The sequence below is a fragment of the Arachnia rubra genome (assembly GCF_019973735.1).
In the GTDB taxonomy this organism is placed as follows: Bacteria; Actinomycetota; Actinomycetes; order Propionibacteriales; family Propionibacteriaceae; genus Arachnia; species Arachnia rubra.
The window spans coordinates 1,260,036-1,275,193 of the sequence record NZ_AP024463.1; the positions used below are offsets into that span (position 1 = coordinate 1,260,036).

Annotated in this window: 15 protein-coding genes; 13 read left to right on the forward strand and 2 right to left on the reverse strand. The window is 65.5% G+C overall.

Translation table 11 applies throughout. From position 1 onward, the window contains the following. Positions 1–57 precede the first annotated feature (57 nt). The 9 genes from SK1NUM_RS05755 to SK1NUM_RS05795 all read left to right on the forward strand — a co-directional run bounded on the left by SK1NUM_RS05755 (position 58) and on the right by SK1NUM_RS05795 (position 8,240). Positions 58–987, forward strand: coding sequence for a helix-turn-helix transcriptional regulator (locus SK1NUM_RS05755; RefSeq protein WP_212326474.1), 930 nt, complete (start codon positions 58–60; stop codon positions 985–987). Next, positions 984–1,913: a helix-turn-helix transcriptional regulator gene (locus tag SK1NUM_RS05760; protein ID WP_212326475.1), complete on the forward strand. Its 930-nt coding sequence runs from the start codon at positions 984–986 to the stop codon at positions 1,911–1,913. The genes SK1NUM_RS05755 and SK1NUM_RS05760 overlap by 4 nt, the downstream gene beginning before the upstream one ends. Positions 1,914–1,939: 26 nt before the next feature. Beyond that, positions 1,940–2,125, forward strand: coding sequence for a hypothetical protein (locus tag SK1NUM_RS05765; protein WP_212326477.1), 186 nt, complete (start codon positions 1,940–1,942; stop codon positions 2,123–2,125). Positions 2,126–2,167: 42 nt separating this feature from the next. Next, a complete protein-coding gene (locus SK1NUM_RS15200) occupies positions 2,168–2,506 on the forward strand; it encodes a Sec-independent protein translocase subunit TatA/TatB (RefSeq protein WP_212326478.1) in 339 nt (112 codons plus the stop codon). Positions 2,507–2,598: 92 nt separating this feature from the next. Beyond that, positions 2,599–3,387, forward strand: coding sequence for a twin-arginine translocase subunit TatC (gene tatC, locus SK1NUM_RS05775; protein ID WP_223927846.1), 789 nt, complete (start codon positions 2,599–2,601; stop codon positions 3,385–3,387). Beyond that, positions 3,384–4,298: a diacylglycerol/lipid kinase family protein gene (locus SK1NUM_RS05780; protein WP_212326486.1), complete on the forward strand. Its 915-nt coding sequence runs from the start codon at positions 3,384–3,386 to the stop codon at positions 4,296–4,298. The genes tatC and SK1NUM_RS05780 overlap by 4 nt, the downstream gene beginning before the upstream one ends. A gap of 23 nt (positions 4,299–4,321) precedes the next feature. Then, complete coding sequence (locus SK1NUM_RS05785; RefSeq protein ID WP_212326488.1) at positions 4,322–7,066, forward strand: DEAD/DEAH box helicase; 2,745 nt, start codon at positions 4,322–4,324, stop codon at positions 7,064–7,066. After that, on the forward strand, positions 7,066–7,833 hold the full coding sequence (gene hisF, locus SK1NUM_RS05790; RefSeq protein WP_212326500.1) for an imidazole glycerol phosphate synthase subunit HisF: 768 nt from the start codon (positions 7,066–7,068) through the stop codon (positions 7,831–7,833). The genes SK1NUM_RS05785 and hisF overlap by 1 nt, the downstream gene beginning before the upstream one ends. Before the next feature lie 5 nt (positions 7,834–7,838). Next, entirely contained in the window at positions 7,839–8,240 is a 402-nt protein-coding gene (locus SK1NUM_RS05795; RefSeq protein WP_212326501.1) for an HIT family protein, read from the forward strand. A 12-nt stretch (positions 8,241–8,252) separates the two neighbouring features. On the opposite strand, the gene SK1NUM_RS05800 is transcribed toward SK1NUM_RS05795, so the two are convergent. Further along, positions 8,253–8,630, reverse strand: a complete 378-nt coding sequence (locus tag SK1NUM_RS05800) for a cupin domain-containing protein (protein WP_212326502.1) — start codon at positions 8,628–8,630, stop codon at positions 8,253–8,255. 61 nt (positions 8,631–8,691) lie between these two features. Further along, complete coding sequence (gene lexA / locus SK1NUM_RS05805; protein WP_212326503.1) at positions 8,692–9,507, reverse strand: transcriptional repressor LexA; 816 nt, start codon at positions 9,505–9,507, stop codon at positions 8,692–8,694. A gap of 352 nt (positions 9,508–9,859) precedes the next feature. Between lexA and SK1NUM_RS05810 the strand changes: the two genes are divergently transcribed. From SK1NUM_RS05810 to SK1NUM_RS05825, 4 genes are all read left to right on the forward strand, one after another. After that, positions 9,860–10,018 carry a hypothetical protein gene (locus SK1NUM_RS05810; protein WP_212326504.1) on the forward strand — a complete coding sequence of 53 codons (159 nt, stop codon included), beginning with the start codon at positions 9,860–9,862 and terminating at the stop codon, positions 10,016–10,018. A 189-nt stretch (positions 10,019–10,207) separates the two neighbouring features. Beyond that, on the forward strand, positions 10,208–10,744 hold the full coding sequence (gene nrdR / locus SK1NUM_RS05815) for a transcriptional regulator NrdR (RefSeq protein WP_212326514.1): 537 nt from the start codon (positions 10,208–10,210) through the stop codon (positions 10,742–10,744). A 39-nt stretch (positions 10,745–10,783) separates the two neighbouring features. Next, a complete protein-coding gene (locus tag SK1NUM_RS05820; protein WP_223927848.1) occupies positions 10,784–13,636 on the forward strand; it encodes a vitamin B12-dependent ribonucleotide reductase in 2,853 nt (950 codons plus the stop codon). Between the two features lie 117 nt (positions 13,637–13,753). Then, positions 13,754–15,121, forward strand: coding sequence for a threonine/serine exporter family protein (locus SK1NUM_RS05825; RefSeq protein WP_212326516.1), 1,368 nt, complete (start codon positions 13,754–13,756; stop codon positions 15,119–15,121). Positions 15,122–15,158 lie beyond the last annotated feature (37 nt).

Genomic DNA, 15,158 nt, shown 5'->3' on the forward strand with positions numbered 1-15,158 from the left:
TCCTCTCCCCGGTACCCTCTAATTCCACCAGGGAGCTAATTCCACCAGGGAGGTGAGATGTCGGCGAGCAAATCGGAGCGGCTGCTCAATTTGTTGATCATGCTGCTCAGTACGCGCAGCTGGGTGGGGCGCGACCGCATCCGGCAGGTCATCGAGGGCTACCGGAGCTTGGATGACGCGAATTTCGACCGTACTTTTGAGCGTGACAAGGCCGAGCTTCGTGGCATCGGAGTGCCGGTGGAGACCGGCGCTCTCGACCCGGAGGCGAACGAACCCGGTTACAGGGTGGACCGCTCGGCGTTTGAGCTGCCACCCATCACCTTCACCGCGGACGAGCTGGCAGCGCTGGGCGCTGCTGCCCGGGTCTGGCAGGACAGCGTCGCCGCTGAGGACACGCGCGTGGCACTTGCGACGCTCCGTGCCGCGGGTGCTGATCCAGATGCTGCGCGATTGCTCACCCTGCAACCGCAGCTGACCGCCATCGATGGTCTTGACGTCTGGTGGGATGCGCTGCGGTCTCGTAGGGAGGTGCGGTTCGGGTACCGGGATGAGCCCCGCAGGCTCCAGCCCTGGCGGATCGTGCAGCAGCGTGGTCACTGGTATGTGATCGGCCTGGACTTGGACCGCGGGCAACGGCGCTACTTCAAGCTCTCACGAGTCACGTCCCCTCCCAGGGCAGTGGGAGAGGAGGGTGCTTACACCCCACCAGAGAAGGTCACCATCGAGTTCACCACCTCCGAGCGGCAATCCTCGGCCAGGGTGGCGCTGCGTCCTAGGCGCGGGCGCGACCTGGCCCGCAGCGGAAAACCAGCCACACGGCTTGACAGCGACCCCGAGGGTTTCGAGATCTACGAACTGCCGTTGACGCCGATGCTCGTCGGTGAGATCTGCGCGCTGGGCGTGGACGCCATCGCCTTGGCTCCTGAGGAGCTGGTTGATGACGTGGTGGCAAGACTCCGGGCGGTCGCAGGGAGGTGGGCCAAGTGAGGTCGGCGGATCAGGTGCGGCGCCTCATCCAGCTGGTGCCCTATCTCAGCCGGAATCCCGGGGTAACGGTCACCCAGGCCGCCCACGACTTCCAGACCACGCCTGCCGTGATCCTGCGGGACCTGGAGGTCATCCAGTTCTGCGGGCTGCCAGGAGGACTGACCGATGACCTGTTCGATGTCGATATCGAGGGGGTGCGTGCTGACGGGGAGATCTACCTGTTCAACTCTGATGTGCTGGCGCGCCCCATGACCCTGACCGCTGTCCAGGCGGTGAGCCTGATGGTGGCGCTGGGTGCTCTTGTCGAACTCGGCTCCGAGGCGGCGGCCTCCGCCAGGGCTAAGCTCAGCGACGCCTGCGGCCAGGCGGGTGCCGGCATCGAGGTCAGTCTCGCGGCAGGTGACGAGGAGATCCGTCGGATCCTGACCCAGGCATGTGAGGAACGCCGCGTGGTCCGGATCGATCACGAGGGAACCGGTTGCCGCGCCGTCGTCGAGGTGGAGCCCGCCCGGCTGCGGGTGGTGGACGGCACCACCTACCTGGATGCCTGGTCCCGGCTGCGGGATGCCTGGCGCAGTTTCCGGATGGACCGGATCCGCTCCGTCGAAGTGCTGGACGAGCTCTCACCCGCCCGGGAAGGGCTGGAAGAGGCGACAGGATCCTGGTTCGCCGACTCCGAACGCCGCGTGGAGCTGACCCTGGGGCCAGGTGCATCCTGGGTCCCCGAGTATTATCCGACTCATTCCGTCGAGTCCGATGTGACCGGGCTGCGGGTGGTGCTTCCTGTCGGCAGCCGTGACTGGCTGGTGTCGCTGCTGCTGCGGCTCGGCGAGGACGTTGTCATTGTCAGCGACGGTGAGGCCGTCACCGAAGCCGCTGAGCGGGCTTGGGAGGCGCTGCGCGCATACGGTCGTGAAGAGCCGTGACCTACAGTCGGGTACGATCGCGTAGTGTGATCTGGTTACTCGTGTTCGGCGGCCTCGCGGCGGCCGGGGTGGTGGCCCTGGTGGTCATGGCCCTTGGGGTGCGGCACAAAATCGATGACGTTCTGGTGGAGGTACGGATGTTGGGAGAACGTCACGATGAGCTCAGGGCGCTCACTGCGCAGGTTCAGCTGCCCCGCAAGCACCGCGAGTAAGCTTCACAGGAAACCAACAAATCCGGAACGAGGTAACTGCACATGCCGAACATTGGCCCTATGGAACTACTGATCATCCTGGTGATAGCTCTGGTGCTGTTCGGTGGTTCGCGCCTGGCCGGAAACCTGGCCGGAATCGGCAAGGGGGTCGGGCGCTCCATCCGGGAGTTCAAGGAGGAGGTCAAGTCCACCGACCAGGACAAAGACGGCAACAAGCCCGCGGAGCCCGAGGTGGTGGAGGCTGAGATCGTCGATGACCGGGCTGCCGAGCTCGAACGCCGCCAGCGTGACCTGGAGGCTCGCGAGCAGGCCCTCAAGGAAGCCGAGCTGGAGGCCCGGGAAGCCGCTCTCAACTCTCGTCAGGCTGAGACGGGGCACTGATCACATTGAGCTCCGACACCAGCCGTGCTGAGGCGAAACCGCGTCGGTCCAGCTGGTTCCGCCCGCCCAAAAAGGAATCCCCCGACGGGAGCATGTCCCTGGGAGATCATCTCCGGGAGATCCGCTACCGCGTCACCATCTCGGCATTGGCCCTGGTGCTCGCCGCGATTGGGTGCGCCTTCTTCTACCAGCCTCTGGTGGAATTCATCATGTATCCCTATCTGGTTGCCCGGGATGATGTGACGGCAGCCAATAGTGAGGCCATGCTGCAGCTAGCCAATACCGGTGTGACTGGGCCCTTCACCCTAGGGGTGGTGATCTTGATCATTTGTGGCCTGATCATCACCATCCCAGTGTGGCTCTATCAGATCTGGGCCTTCGTCGCCCCAGGGCTGCTGGCCAAAGAGAAGAAATACGTGATGGCCTTCCTTGGGGCAGGGATCCCGTTGTTCCTGCTGGGCTGTGCAATGGGCTACTGGATCTGGCCCAAGGGCATCGCGGTGATGCTTAGTTTCACGCCAACCGGCCTGGGCGTGATGAACTACCAGGACATGTCTGAGTTCGTGAGCCTAGAGCTGAAGGTGATACTCATCTTCGGGGCATCCTTCTTGCTGCCGGTGATCGTAGTGGCCTTGAACCTGTTCAACGTCGTGCGCGGCTATCAGCTCAAGAAGTGGCGCAAGGGCGTGTTCTTCGCATCCTTCGTCCTTGCAGCTGTCGCGACCCCTTCCACTGATCCCTTCACCATGCTGTGTATGGCGATCCCCGTCACACTGCTGTTCTACATAGCTGAGATGATCTGTCGTTTGCTGGACAGGCGCAAGGGAATTGTCGAGTCCGATGAGGCGCAGTTCAATATTGACGTGGACGACGGCAAGTGAACCAACTGGCGAAGCCGCGCCTGCTGACCCTGGTGGTCAATGAGCGCTCTGGTGGCGGGCGCGCGGGCCGGATGTTGCCGAAGGTGGCGCGCCGGCTCCGGGACCAGGTGCCGACCGCTGAGCTGCATATCATCTCCTCTAGTTCCTGGAGTGATGCCGAGAAACTGACCCGGGCGGCAGCCCTTGAGGCCCGGCCGGGGGATGCGCTGCTGGTGATGGGCGGAGATGGCATGGCCCATCTGGGTTTGAATGCTGCCGCGGGGACTGACGCTGTCCTCGGGCTGATCCCGGCGGGAACCGGCAATGACTTCGCTCGTGGCGTCGGCGTGCCCCGCACCGTCGATGAGGCGGTGGGGGCGATCGTCGGGGGCCGGACGCGCACCGTCGACCTGACGCGCATCTCGAATGGCGCCTTCCCGCAGCGGTACGTCGGCGCTGTGGTCTCCACGGGATATGACGCTCGCGTGAACCGCTCCACCAACCGCATCCGGTTGCGCCTGGGGGCCCTCAGCTATGGCTATGTCGCGCTGCGGGAGCTGGCCTCGTTCTCGCCGTTGAACTACGAGATGGTGGTGGACGGGGAGCCTCGCGCCCAGGAGGCGATGCTGGTGGCGGTCGCGAACACGGGACTCTTCGGCGGCGGCATGCGGATTGCCCCCGACGCCGATCCATCCGACGGCCTGCTCGACGTGACCGTGATCAGGACGGTCTCGCGCGGGGTGTTGCTCAGGCTGCTCCCGTCCCTGTACTCGGGGGCATTCGTCAGACATCCCTGCGTGGAGCAGTTCCGGGCGCGCAGCATCGAATTGGCCGGGCCGGGGCTGTTCGTGATGGGCGATGGCGAGGAGCTGGGGGAGGTGCCCGTGCGGGCTGAGTGCGCGCCGGGGATCTTGAAGATCTTCGTCGCCTGATCCGGCCCTGCTACCTTGGGGCCGTGACCGATCAGGTGCAGCGCTTCGCCGCGCTCTACTCCTTTCCGCTTGACGACTATCAGCTTGCTGGGTGTGAGGCTCTCGCGTCGGGGGCTGGGGTGCTGGTGGCTGCCCCGACCGGGGCCGGTAAGACCGTGGTCGGTGAGTTCGCCGCGTGGCTGGCCCTGGAGACGGGGTCCAGATGCTTCTACACCACCCCCATCAAGGCTCTCAGCAATCAGAAATACCACGATCTCGTAGCCCGGCATGGTGTCGCACAGGTGGGCCTGCTGACTGGGGACTCCTCAGTCAACGGCGACGCGCCGGTGGTGGTGATGACCACCGAAGTGCTCCGCAACATGATCTATGCGGGTTCCACGGGACTGAACAACCTGGGGCATGTCGTCATGGACGAGGTGCACTATCTGGCCGACCGGTTCCGGGGAGCGGTGTGGGAGGAGGTCATCCTGGGGTTGGCTCCCCAGGTCCAGGTCACGGCGCTGTCCGCGACTGTCAGCAACGTGGAGGACTTCGGCGACTGGCTGCGCACCGTGCGCGGCAGTTTCGAGATCGTGGTCTCCGAGAGACGCCCGGTGCCGCTCTACCAGCAGGTGCTGGTGGGAAAGAGACTCATCGACCTGTTTGAGGGGATCGCCCCGACCGCCAGGGAACTTCCAGGCAGTCGCGCGGCGAAGGTGAATCGTGAACTGGTGAAGGTCTCCCGCGCCGAGGCCACGCGCGTACGTGATGACTCACGCCGGCCCCGGGGACGCTCTGGCCGCGGGAAACGGCCGCGCGGTACAGGGTCCTTCGGCGGCGATGTGCACCCGCGTTTCGCGGGGCAGCGAACCTCGCGGGCTGAGACGGCTCGTGTGCTGGAGAGGGCCCGGCTGCTTCCCGCGATCTGCTTCATCTTCAGCCGGGCCGGCTGCGACGCCGCCGTCAGTCAACTGCTCGCAGCCGGGGTCACCCTCACCAGCCGGGATGAGGCGGCCCTGCTGGGGGAGATCGCCGACCGGCACGTTGCCGGACTGTCGATGGCCGATCTGGATGCCCTGGGATACGAGGACTTCCGCGCAGCCCTCTGCTCTGGGGTGGCCGCCCACCACGCCGGGCAGCTGCCTGCCTTCAAGGCGATCGTCGAAGAAGGTTTCGCCACGGGGGCCTGCAAGCTGGTGTTCGCGACCGAGACCCTGGCGCTCGGCATCAACATGCCAGCTCGCACAGTGATGCTGGAGAAACTGGTCAAATACAACGGTGAGGCCGTGGTGGACATCACGCCGGGTGAGTACACGCAGCTGACCGGGCGGGCCGGTAGGCGGGGCATTGACGTCGAGGGATATGCCGTCGTGCTCTGGCAGCCCGGGATGGATCCCAGGGCGGTGGCGGGCCTGGCCTCCAGGCGCACCTATCCGCTGCGTTCCTCGTTTAGCCCGAGCTACAACATGGCCGTGAACCTGACGGCGGCGATGGGCAGGGAACGAGCGCGTGAGGTGCTGAACCAGTCGTTTGCGCAGTTCACCATCGACAAGAGCGTGGTCACCGCCAGTCGCGCTGGTCGTGACCGGGGGCGGGAGATCGCTGCCAGCCGTGCTGAGGCCGAGTGTCACCTGGGGGATTTCATGGAATACGCAGCGCTGCGTGAGGAGATCTCCCAGCTGGAGGGCATCTCCGCTGCGGCACGCCGCGCCCGGCGGGCAGATGACACTGCCGAGGCCATCTCGAAACTTATGCCAGGCGATGTGATCTGGGTGCCGAGACAGGGCTGGTGCGTAGTGCTGGCCGTCGGTCAGAAGCAGAGCCGCGACGGTGTGCCCTGGGCGCAGATCATCGCCGCTGACCACACCATCTTGAGACTGCGGCCCCACGACCTGCCCGGGGCGCCCGCGCCCGTGGCCCGGGTTCGCGTCCCACGGCGGTTCTCGGCGCAGGATCGCAAGGCCCGCCGGGAGCTCCTGGCGTCCCTGTCCGCCAAGCTGGAATCCGTCGATCCCGAGACCCCTACCTTCGACCCGACCCCGACCGATGAGGCGCAGGCCGCCCGCATCGCAGAGCTGAGACGCGAGATGAAACGGCACCCCTGTCATGCCTGCGAGGAACGGGAACTGCACGCCGTCGCCGCGGCACGCGCCATCCGGCTGGAGCGGGAGGCAGCACGCCTGGAGGCAGAGTTGACGGGACGAGCCAACTCCCTGGCGGTGCAGTTCGACCGGGTGTGCGGGGTGCTCTCCGACCTCGGCTACCTGCACGGTGACGAGCTAACCGGCGCGGGCCGGATGCTGCGCCGCATCTACAACGAGCTGGACCTCGTCGCCGCCGAGTGCATCCGGCGTGACGTGTTCGCTGACCTGGACGCACCGCAACTGGCCGCGGTTCTGTCCTCGCTGCTTTACGAGTCACGACCCAGCCGGGATCAGCGGCCCCCGCGCATGCCGGATGCCGCCAGTGAGGCCGCCCAGTCCGCGCTGCGTACCGTGTGGCGTGAGGTCGGGGCGCTGGAACGCAACCACCGCCGCGACCGGGGGCGCGAACCGGATATCGGCTTCGCTGAGGCGGCCTGGCGCTGGGCCAGCGGCCAGGAGCTCGCAAAGGTATTGCGCATCAGTGGCCTGTCCGCCGGTGACTTCGTGCGCTGGGTGCGGCAGGTCGTGGATCTGGCAGGACAGATCGCCACCGCGGCGGGCCTGGGGGATCTGCGCCGCACCTGCCGGGAGGCGGTCTTCGCTATGCGGCGGGGCGTTGTCGACACCGACCTTGAGGAGGACTGATGGCGGTTGCGCTGCGAGTCATTCCCTGTCTCGACGTTCATGACGGACGAGTCGTCAAGGGAGTCAACTTCCGCGACCTGAGGGATGCGGGCGACCCGGTGGAGCTGGCTGCCCGCTATGGAGCGCAAGGGGCTGACGAGCTGACCTTCTTGGACATCTCCGCGTCCGCGCAGGGCCGGGCAACCACGCGTGAGATGGTGACCCGCTGTGCTGAGACGGTGTTCATCCCGCTCACGGTCGGCGGGGGAGTGCGGTCGGCCGCGGATGTGGATGAGCTGCTGCGCTGTGGAGCCGACAAGGTGGGTATCAACACCGGCGCGCTTGCCGCGCCAGGTGTGATCGACGAGATCGCCGCGCGCTTCGGCAATCAGGTGCTGGTGTTGTCCCTGGACGCCAGGCGAGCCGGCTGGGCCGCGTCGGGCTTCGAGGTCACCACCCATGGTGGCCGCAGGCCAGCCGGCAGGGATGCCATCGAATGGGTGAGGGAGGCAGCTGACCGGGGGATTGGGGAGGTGCTGCTCAACTCCATGGACGCTGACGGCACCACGGATGGGTTTGACATCGAGATGATCCGTGCCGTCCGCCAGGTGGTTGATGTGCCTCTGATCGCCTCCGGTGGCGCTGGGACCGCCACCCACTTCGTCGAGGCCGCACGCGCGGGGGCCGACGCCGTGCTGGCCGCCAGCGTCTTCCACTATGGGCGGCTCACTATTGTTGAGGTCAAACAGGAGCTGGCAGCAGCCGGTTTCGAGGTGCGAGGAGTGTGAGGACCATGAGCGATTGCCTGTTCTGCCGGATTGTCGAGGGCGAGATCCCGTCGAAGCGGATCTATGAGGACGAGACCGCAGTCGCGTTCCTCGACATCAACCCGTGGCAGCAGGGCCACGCCCTGGTCATCCCCCGCCGTCACGTGAAAGACGTCCTGGAGGACCCGGCTGCGCTTGCTGAGATCGCCCCGGCCATCGGCACCGTAGGTGACCTGCTGAAGGAAAGGCTGGGAGCCACGGCCTGCAACATCCTGAGCAATGCGGGTGCCGACTCGGGGCAGGAGGTCTTCCATCTCCATGTCCACGTCTTGCCCCGCTACGCCGACAACCCAGGCATCTCCAACATGCGAGGGCCGGTCACGACCGACCTGGACCAAGTTCACGCCCGCCTGGTCGGCGGCGAATAGGGGAAGAAGCAGTCAGTCGCAATCGCAGTCGATGGGATTGAAGTCCGACGGGGCAGGTGAGATCACGCTCACGAAGATGAAATCCTCGTCTCCCGTGTTGCGCATCCCGTGGCACTGCCCGGGCCTGGAGACCATCACGTCGCCGGCCTGGATTTCAAGCTCCTCGCAGGGCTCGGGGAAGAACACGCCGCTGCCCTGGAGACAGATCCAGATGTCGTCCGACGCCGAGTGGTCGTGGGCCATCACCTCCTGGCCGGGCTTGACCACCCAGACCACCCCGCCCGTGTTGTCCGTGGTGAAGAAGGGCGTGCGGGTTGCGGTTTCCCCAGAGCGTGCTACCTCAGAGAGCCGGTAGCGCCGCTGCGTCTTTGCATCTGTGGAGCTAGTCATGGCATACCTCTCAACCGGATTCTTCCAGGCCTCCAGCATATGACTTGCCCGGGGTAGCGGCTCACACCCTCCGCATGACCGCGACCACCTTGCCCATGATGCGGGCGTGGGTGCCGTCTATGGGGGAGTAAGCCGGGTTGTGGGGCATCAGCCAGGCTTTGCCGCCGCGACGGCTGAGGGTCTTGATCGTGGCCTCGTCGTCGAGCAGAGCCGCGACAATGTCGCCGTTGTCCGCATCGGGCTGCTGGCGCACCACCACCCAGTCACCATCGCAGATTGCGGCGTCGATCATCGAGTCGCCTTGTACCTGGAGCATGAAGACAGTGCCCTGACCGACCAGCTGCCTGGGCAGCGCGAAGACGTCCTCCACCTGTTCCTGGGCGAGAATCGGCCCGCCTGCTGCGATCCGGCCGAGCAGCGGGGTCTCGACGGTAGCAGGGTGCGTATCGTGGCTCTGTTCCGGGACCGGTAGATCCGGAGCGGGGGCTTCGGGTTCGGTGCCATCCGGCAGGGTGACCACCATGGCGCGTGGCCGGTTCGGGTCCCGGCGGATGAAACCTGCCCTCTCCAGCACCTTCAGCTGGTAGTAGACCGAGGAGGTCGAGGCCAGGCCCGCTCGCTGCGCCAGCTCGCGCATGCTCGGTGGGTAGCCATCGGCATCCACGGCCTCCCGGATCAGTTTCAGCATCAGCTGCTGGCGGGGAGTGAGGGTGTCGACGCTGGGGGACGACGGGGCCGCGTCCGGGACGCCCGTGATGCGTGCCACGTCGGCGGCAACCTGCTTCTTGCTGGGACGTCCGGCACGCGAGGCCTTCCGAGAGGGAAGCCGGATGATCGTGGCCTCTTTGGCCTCCGCGGGGTGGGTCTCGTCTGCCATGGAGGCATCCTACCCGAGGATACGAACAATTGTTCGAGCCAGCATGTGCTGACCGGAAAATGTCAGTGGTGCCGTGTCTACTTCCGTGAGGATGCGCACGGCGCAGCATAATCGATAGCATGTTTGAAAAATCCGCTGCGCCCTGTAATCTGATCGAACATCAGTTCGATGTGCCGCGGATGGCGGCCGTCGTGGACAGCAGACGTGTGGAGGAATCATGAGCACCGAAGTCGCCGAGCCGGCCGTTGTCATCTGCAGTAGAGGGAACCCTGCGGGGCCCTGCGCCCGCTCCTCAGCCCGTGGTTCTGCGAGATCATCCCGCAGGCTCGTCGTGCCTCGAGGTGGCAAGGGTGTGGCCTGTTCGGTCCTGCGTCCCGCTCCCCATCTCGTGCATCGCATCAAAGTCGTGGCGTTCACCGTGCTGACGGTGCTCGCCTTCATCGTCGCGGCGCCGGGGATCGCTTCCCTCAACCAGTCGGATCCAGCGCCGGTCTCCGTCAGTGACCGCTGAGGGGTTTCCCGCAACACGCCTCGCGTGATGTTTGACGGGGCGGGGGAGTGGGCATAGAGTTCCCAATATCTAGTGGTTGCTACCTCTTGTTTACTCAATAAATTGTGTTGAGTTAGATGCCATAGGGCGCTGGGGAGCAACGCGATAAGCCGTGCCCCAGGGGACGGGGCCGTGTGAGAGGACTCTGCCGTGTACTGTCCGTTCTGCCGCCATGCAGACACCAAGGTGTCTGACTCGCGTGCGACGGATGACGGCCTGGCCATTCGCCGGCGCCGGATGTGCTGTTCCTGCCAGCGCAAGTTCACCACCGTCGAGCAGATCCAGCTCTACGTCTTGAAACGTTCCGGGGTTGTGGAGACGTTCAACCGGGATAAAGTGATCAAAGGGGTCGCCAAGGCCTGCCAGAACCGTCCGGTGACCGCTGCCCAGCTGGCCGCCCTCGGGCAGCGCGTGGAAGAGGACCTGCGTTCCATCGGACAGGCTGAGTTGACCAGCGAGGACATCGGGGTGGCGATCCTCGGCCCGCTAGCGGAGCTGGACCCCGTGGCCTACCTGCGCTTCGCCTCGGTCTACAAGAACTTCGGCTCTGTCGAGGACTTCATCGACGAGATCGACTCCATGAGAAGACGCCAGCCAACCGGCGATGCACTACTGCCTGAACCCACTACAGGCTCGCGGCGCAGGCGTCGCCGCGAGTCTGACACCCAGGACCCCCTGATCGGCTGAACAAACCAGTCCCGTTGCCAGTTTCGAGTGAGGAAATTCATGACCGCCACTGTGACCAAGTCCGCAACCCGCCGGGAACGCGCCGGTGAGCAACCCGCCCTGGGAGTGGGTCTTGCCGTCAAGCGCGTGTTCTCCACCGAGGGAGTGCACCCCTACGACGAGGTCACGTGGCAGCTGCGCGATGTGGTGCAGACCAACTGGAAGACCGGGGAGGTTGTCTTCGAGCAGCATGGAGTGGAGTTCCCCGACTTCTGGAGTGTGAACGCCTCCACCATCGTGACGAACAAGTACTTCCGGGGCGCGCTCGGCACCCCGCAGCGTGAGGCCAGCCTCAAGACCCTCATCGACCGCGTCGTCGGCCAGTACGTCAAGGCTGGCCGCGACAACGGGTACTTCGCCACCGAGAAGGACGCCGAGGTCTTCGGTGCAGAGCTGACCTGGCTGCTGCTCCACCAGTACTTCTCGTTCAACTCGCCAGTGTGGTTCAACGTGGGCACCGCCTCGCCCCAGCAGGTCTCCGCCTGCTTCATCCTCAGCGTCGATGACTCGATGGAGTCCATCCTCAACTGGTACCGGGAGGAGGGGTTCATCTTCAAGGGAGGCTCCGGCGCCGGCCTGAACCTGTCGCGTATCCGCTCCTCCAAGGAACTGCTCAGCTCGGGCGGTACCGCTTCTGGCCCGGTCTCCTTCATGCGTGGCGCGGATGCCTCAGCCGGGACCATCAAGTCGGGCGGTGCCACGCGTCGCGCCGCGAAGATGGTCGTGCTCGACATCGACCACCCGGACATCGAGGAGTTCATCGAGACCAAGGCCCGCGAGGAGGAGAAGATCCGGGCGCTGCGCGACGCCGGATTCGACATGGACCTCGGAGGCAGGGACATCACCTCTGTGCAATACCAGAACGCCAACAACTCGGTCCGGGTCACCGACGAGTTCATGTCGGCAGTCGATACGGGAGGCGACTTCGGGCTGCGCGCCCGCACCACCGGTGAAGTCATCGAGAAGGTTGATGCCCGGGAACTCTTCAGCAAGATCGCCAAGGCGGCCTGGGAGTGCGCCGACCCCGGGGTCCAATACCACGACACCATCAACACCTGGCACACCACTCCGGAGACCGGCCCCATCACAGCCTCGAATCCGTGCTCTGAGTACATGAGCCTCGACAACAGCTCCTGCAACCTGGCGAGCCTCAACCTGCTGAAGTTCCTGAGGCAGGACGGGGTGTTCGACGCCGAGAGGTTCGTGCGTGCCGTCGAGCTGATCATCACCGCGATGGACATCTCCATCTGCTTCGCGGACTTCCCGACCGAGGCGATCGGTGAGACCACCCGCAACTTCCGGCAGCTGGGTATCGGCTATGCCAACCTCGGGGCGCTTCTGATGGCCATGGGCAAGGGGTATGACACTGACGGTGGGCGCTCCACCGCCGCGTCCATTACCTCCATCATGACTGCTGTCTCCTACCGCCGCTCCGCGGAGCTGGCCGGGATCGTCGGGCCCTACAACGGCTACGCACGCAACGCCGAGGCACACAAACGCGTGATGCGCAGGCACCGTTCCGCCAACGAGTCGGCGCCCATCATGGCCGCGGACAAGACCCTCCACGAGGTTGCCACCCGGGAGTGGGAGCAGGTGGTCTCCCTGGGGGAGACCAACGGCTACCGCAATGCCCAGGCCTCTGTGCTGGCGCCCACCGGGACCATCGGATTCATGATGGACTGCGACACCACCGGCGTCGAGCCGGACTTCTCCCTGGTGAAGTTCAAGAAACTCGTTGGCGGTGGCTCCATGCAGATCGTCAACCAGACCATCCCGCGGGCGCTCACCAAGCTCGGCTACACCGAAGAGCAGATCCAGGGCATCGTCGACTTCATCTCCGAGAATGGGCACGTGGTCGGGGCGCCGGGTCTCGCGGAGGCGCACTACGAGGTCTTCGACACCGCGATGGGGCAGCGGGCCATCGCTCCCATGGGGCACGTGCGGATGATGGCAGCGGTGCAGCCGTTCCTGTCGGGAGCCATCTCCAAGACTGTGAACCTACCAGAGTCGGCCAGCGTCGAGGACATCGCGGATGTGTACCGGCAGGGCTGGAAACTGGGGCTTAAGGCGCTCGCGGTCTACCGCGACAATTGCAAGGTGGGACAGCCGCTGTCCGACGGCAAGAAATCCGATAAGGAAGAGGATGCCGTCCGAGTTGTCGAGAAAGTGGTTGAGAAGGTCGTCTACCGTCCCAAGCGGGAGCGTCTGCCGAAGTCACGCCAGGGCCGCACCACCAGCTTCTCCGTCAGCGGCGCCGAGGGGTACATGACCTCCGGCGCCTACGAGGACGGACGCCTCGGAGAGGTGTTCCTGAAGCTCGGTAAGCAGGGCTCCACGCTGGCTGGTGTGATGGATGCCTTCTCCATTGCCGTGTCCATCGGCCTGCAATACGGGGTGCCACTCGAGAGCTTCGTGCAGAAGTTCACCAACCTGAAGTTCGAGCCTGCGGGTATGACCGACGACCCGGACATCCGCATCGCGCAGTCGTTCATGGACTACATCTTCCGGCGCCTGGCGCTGGACTACCTGACCTTCGACGACAGGGCTGACCTGGGCATCTACACCGCCGCCGAGCGGGCCCGTTACGTCGCGACCGGCTCCTACCTTTCGGAGGAGGAAGAAGCCGAGATGCCCGAGGCAGAGAGCCTGCGCAATGACGCCTACGACGACTTCAACGTCGACGGCGCCCGGCAGCCCTCCCTGATCGATGCCCACACCACGGCCGAGTTGATGGAATCGATGACAGGGCATGCAGTGGACGCGCCGCTCTGCTTCACCTGCGGTACCAAGATGCGGCCCAGCGGTTCTTGCTACGTCTGCGAGGGCTGCGGGTCCACCAGCGGCTGCAGCTGACAGTTCTGACGGCAACGGGCGCCAGACCGGTCGGGTCTGGTGCCCACCGGGGTGTTCCCCCGGAGCCGGCGTGTTGCCTGCGCTCTTACGGCGGGAGCCGCGTCGTAGACTCGCCGCGTGAACCAACCCGATCCGGAGTGCTACGGCGACCAGGAGTTCGAGGACTCCCTTGAACCCAGACACCTCATCCGGCGCACTGACGTGGTGGCCCGGGCCGGGGGAATGATGCTCGGGGCCGGCACCAGCTCACTGAGGATCAGGCAGCTCATGCGCCGGGCAGCCACAGCCCTCGGACTGGGCAACATCGCGTCGTCGATCACTTTCACATCGCTTGCGATGACGGTGGAGCGCCGGGGTGTCTTCCGCACCAAGGTGGTCGAGGTGCCCAAGCCGGGGGTCGACGCGCACCGCATCGCGATGCTGCAGAAACTCAGCAATGAGATGCCGGGGAAGATCACCGCGACGGAGCTGGACCGCCAGCTCGACCGGATCGAGAACGCACCCTCCCTGTACCCGGCCTGGCTGCGGGGAATCATGGTCGCCTTGGCGTGTGCAGCCGTGGCTGTGCTGGCCGGGGCTGGATGGCGCGAGATCACTGCCGTGCTGCCGGCCTCTGCGGTGGCCTACCTGATGTTTCGCCGGCTCAGCCGCTGGCAGCTGAACCACCTGGCGGTGGTGTTGGTGTCGGCCTTCACGGCCTCTGCCCTCTATCTGCTGGGAACCGGTGCGCTGGATCATCTGCTGGGGGAGGCCAGCCCACGCATGGCCGCAGGCTTCATCTGTGCCTCGATCTTCCTGATTCCGGGCTTCCCCTTGGTCACCGCCGGCCTGGAGCTCACCCGGCTGGACCTCACTGCGGGGCTACCCCGGGCCGCCTACGCGTCGATGATCCTGCTGGCCATCACGATCGGGGTGTGGCTCGTGGCCCGTATCGGAGGGGTGGCAGCCGAGGCGGTCCCACCCCTCGTTGCCGAGCCATGGCAGTTCTGGGTGATCAGGGCGGTAGCCAGCTTCGTCGCCGTCGTCGGCTGGGCGATGATGCTCAACTCTCCCCTGGGGACGGCGATCGCCTCCGGAGTGGTCGCGGTGCTGGGCAATGCCCTGCGGCTTGGAGTCATCGACCTGGGTGTTGCGGAGCACATCGCCACGTTTGCGGGGTGCTTCACCATCGGCCTCGGCTGTGCCGTGCTGGGAAAGATCTTCGGGCTGGAGAAGATCATCATGACGGTGCCGACCCTACTGGTCTCCATTCCCGGGTCGGCAGCCCTGCGGAGCCTGCTCCATATCGACCAGAACCGTCCGGACCTGGCGCTCTCGCAGGGAACAACCGCGCTGTTCGGGGTGATAGCGATGGTGGCGGGGCTTTCCGCGGCGCGGATGCTCACCGACCCGGAATGGACCTTCACCCGCGATGATCCGCCGAACCTGCGAGAGGTGGTCCCGCGGCTACGGCACCGGAGACGAAACCTCAAGGGACGCCGGTAGGGGAACCCGGCGCGCCCGGTCCGGCCGTCGCTGAGCT

Coding starts and splice junctions, on each gene's coding strand:
- lexA (WP_212326503.1), bottom strand. CDS start 9,507: ATGGCAGACGAGACCCACCCCGCGGAGGCCAAAGAGGCCACGATCATC.
- SK1NUM_RS05755 (WP_212326474.1), top strand. CDS start 58: ATGTCGGCGAGCAAATCGGAGCGGCTGCTCAATTTGTTGATCATGCTG.
- SK1NUM_RS15200 (WP_212326478.1), top strand. CDS start 2,168: ATGCCGAACATTGGCCCTATGGAACTACTGATCATCCTGGTGATAGCT.
- SK1NUM_RS05800 (WP_212326502.1), bottom strand. CDS start 8,630: ATGACTAGCTCCACAGATGCAAAGACGCAGCGGCGCTACCGGCTCTCT.
- SK1NUM_RS05820 (WP_223927848.1), top strand. CDS start 10,784: ATGACCGCCACTGTGACCAAGTCCGCAACCCGCCGGGAACGCGCCGGT.
- hisF (WP_212326500.1), top strand. CDS start 7,066: ATGGCGGTTGCGCTGCGAGTCATTCCCTGTCTCGACGTTCATGACGGA.
- SK1NUM_RS05795 (WP_212326501.1), top strand. CDS start 7,839: ATGAGCGATTGCCTGTTCTGCCGGATTGTCGAGGGCGAGATCCCGTCG.
- tatC (WP_223927846.1), top strand. CDS start 2,599: ATGTCCCTGGGAGATCATCTCCGGGAGATCCGCTACCGCGTCACCATC.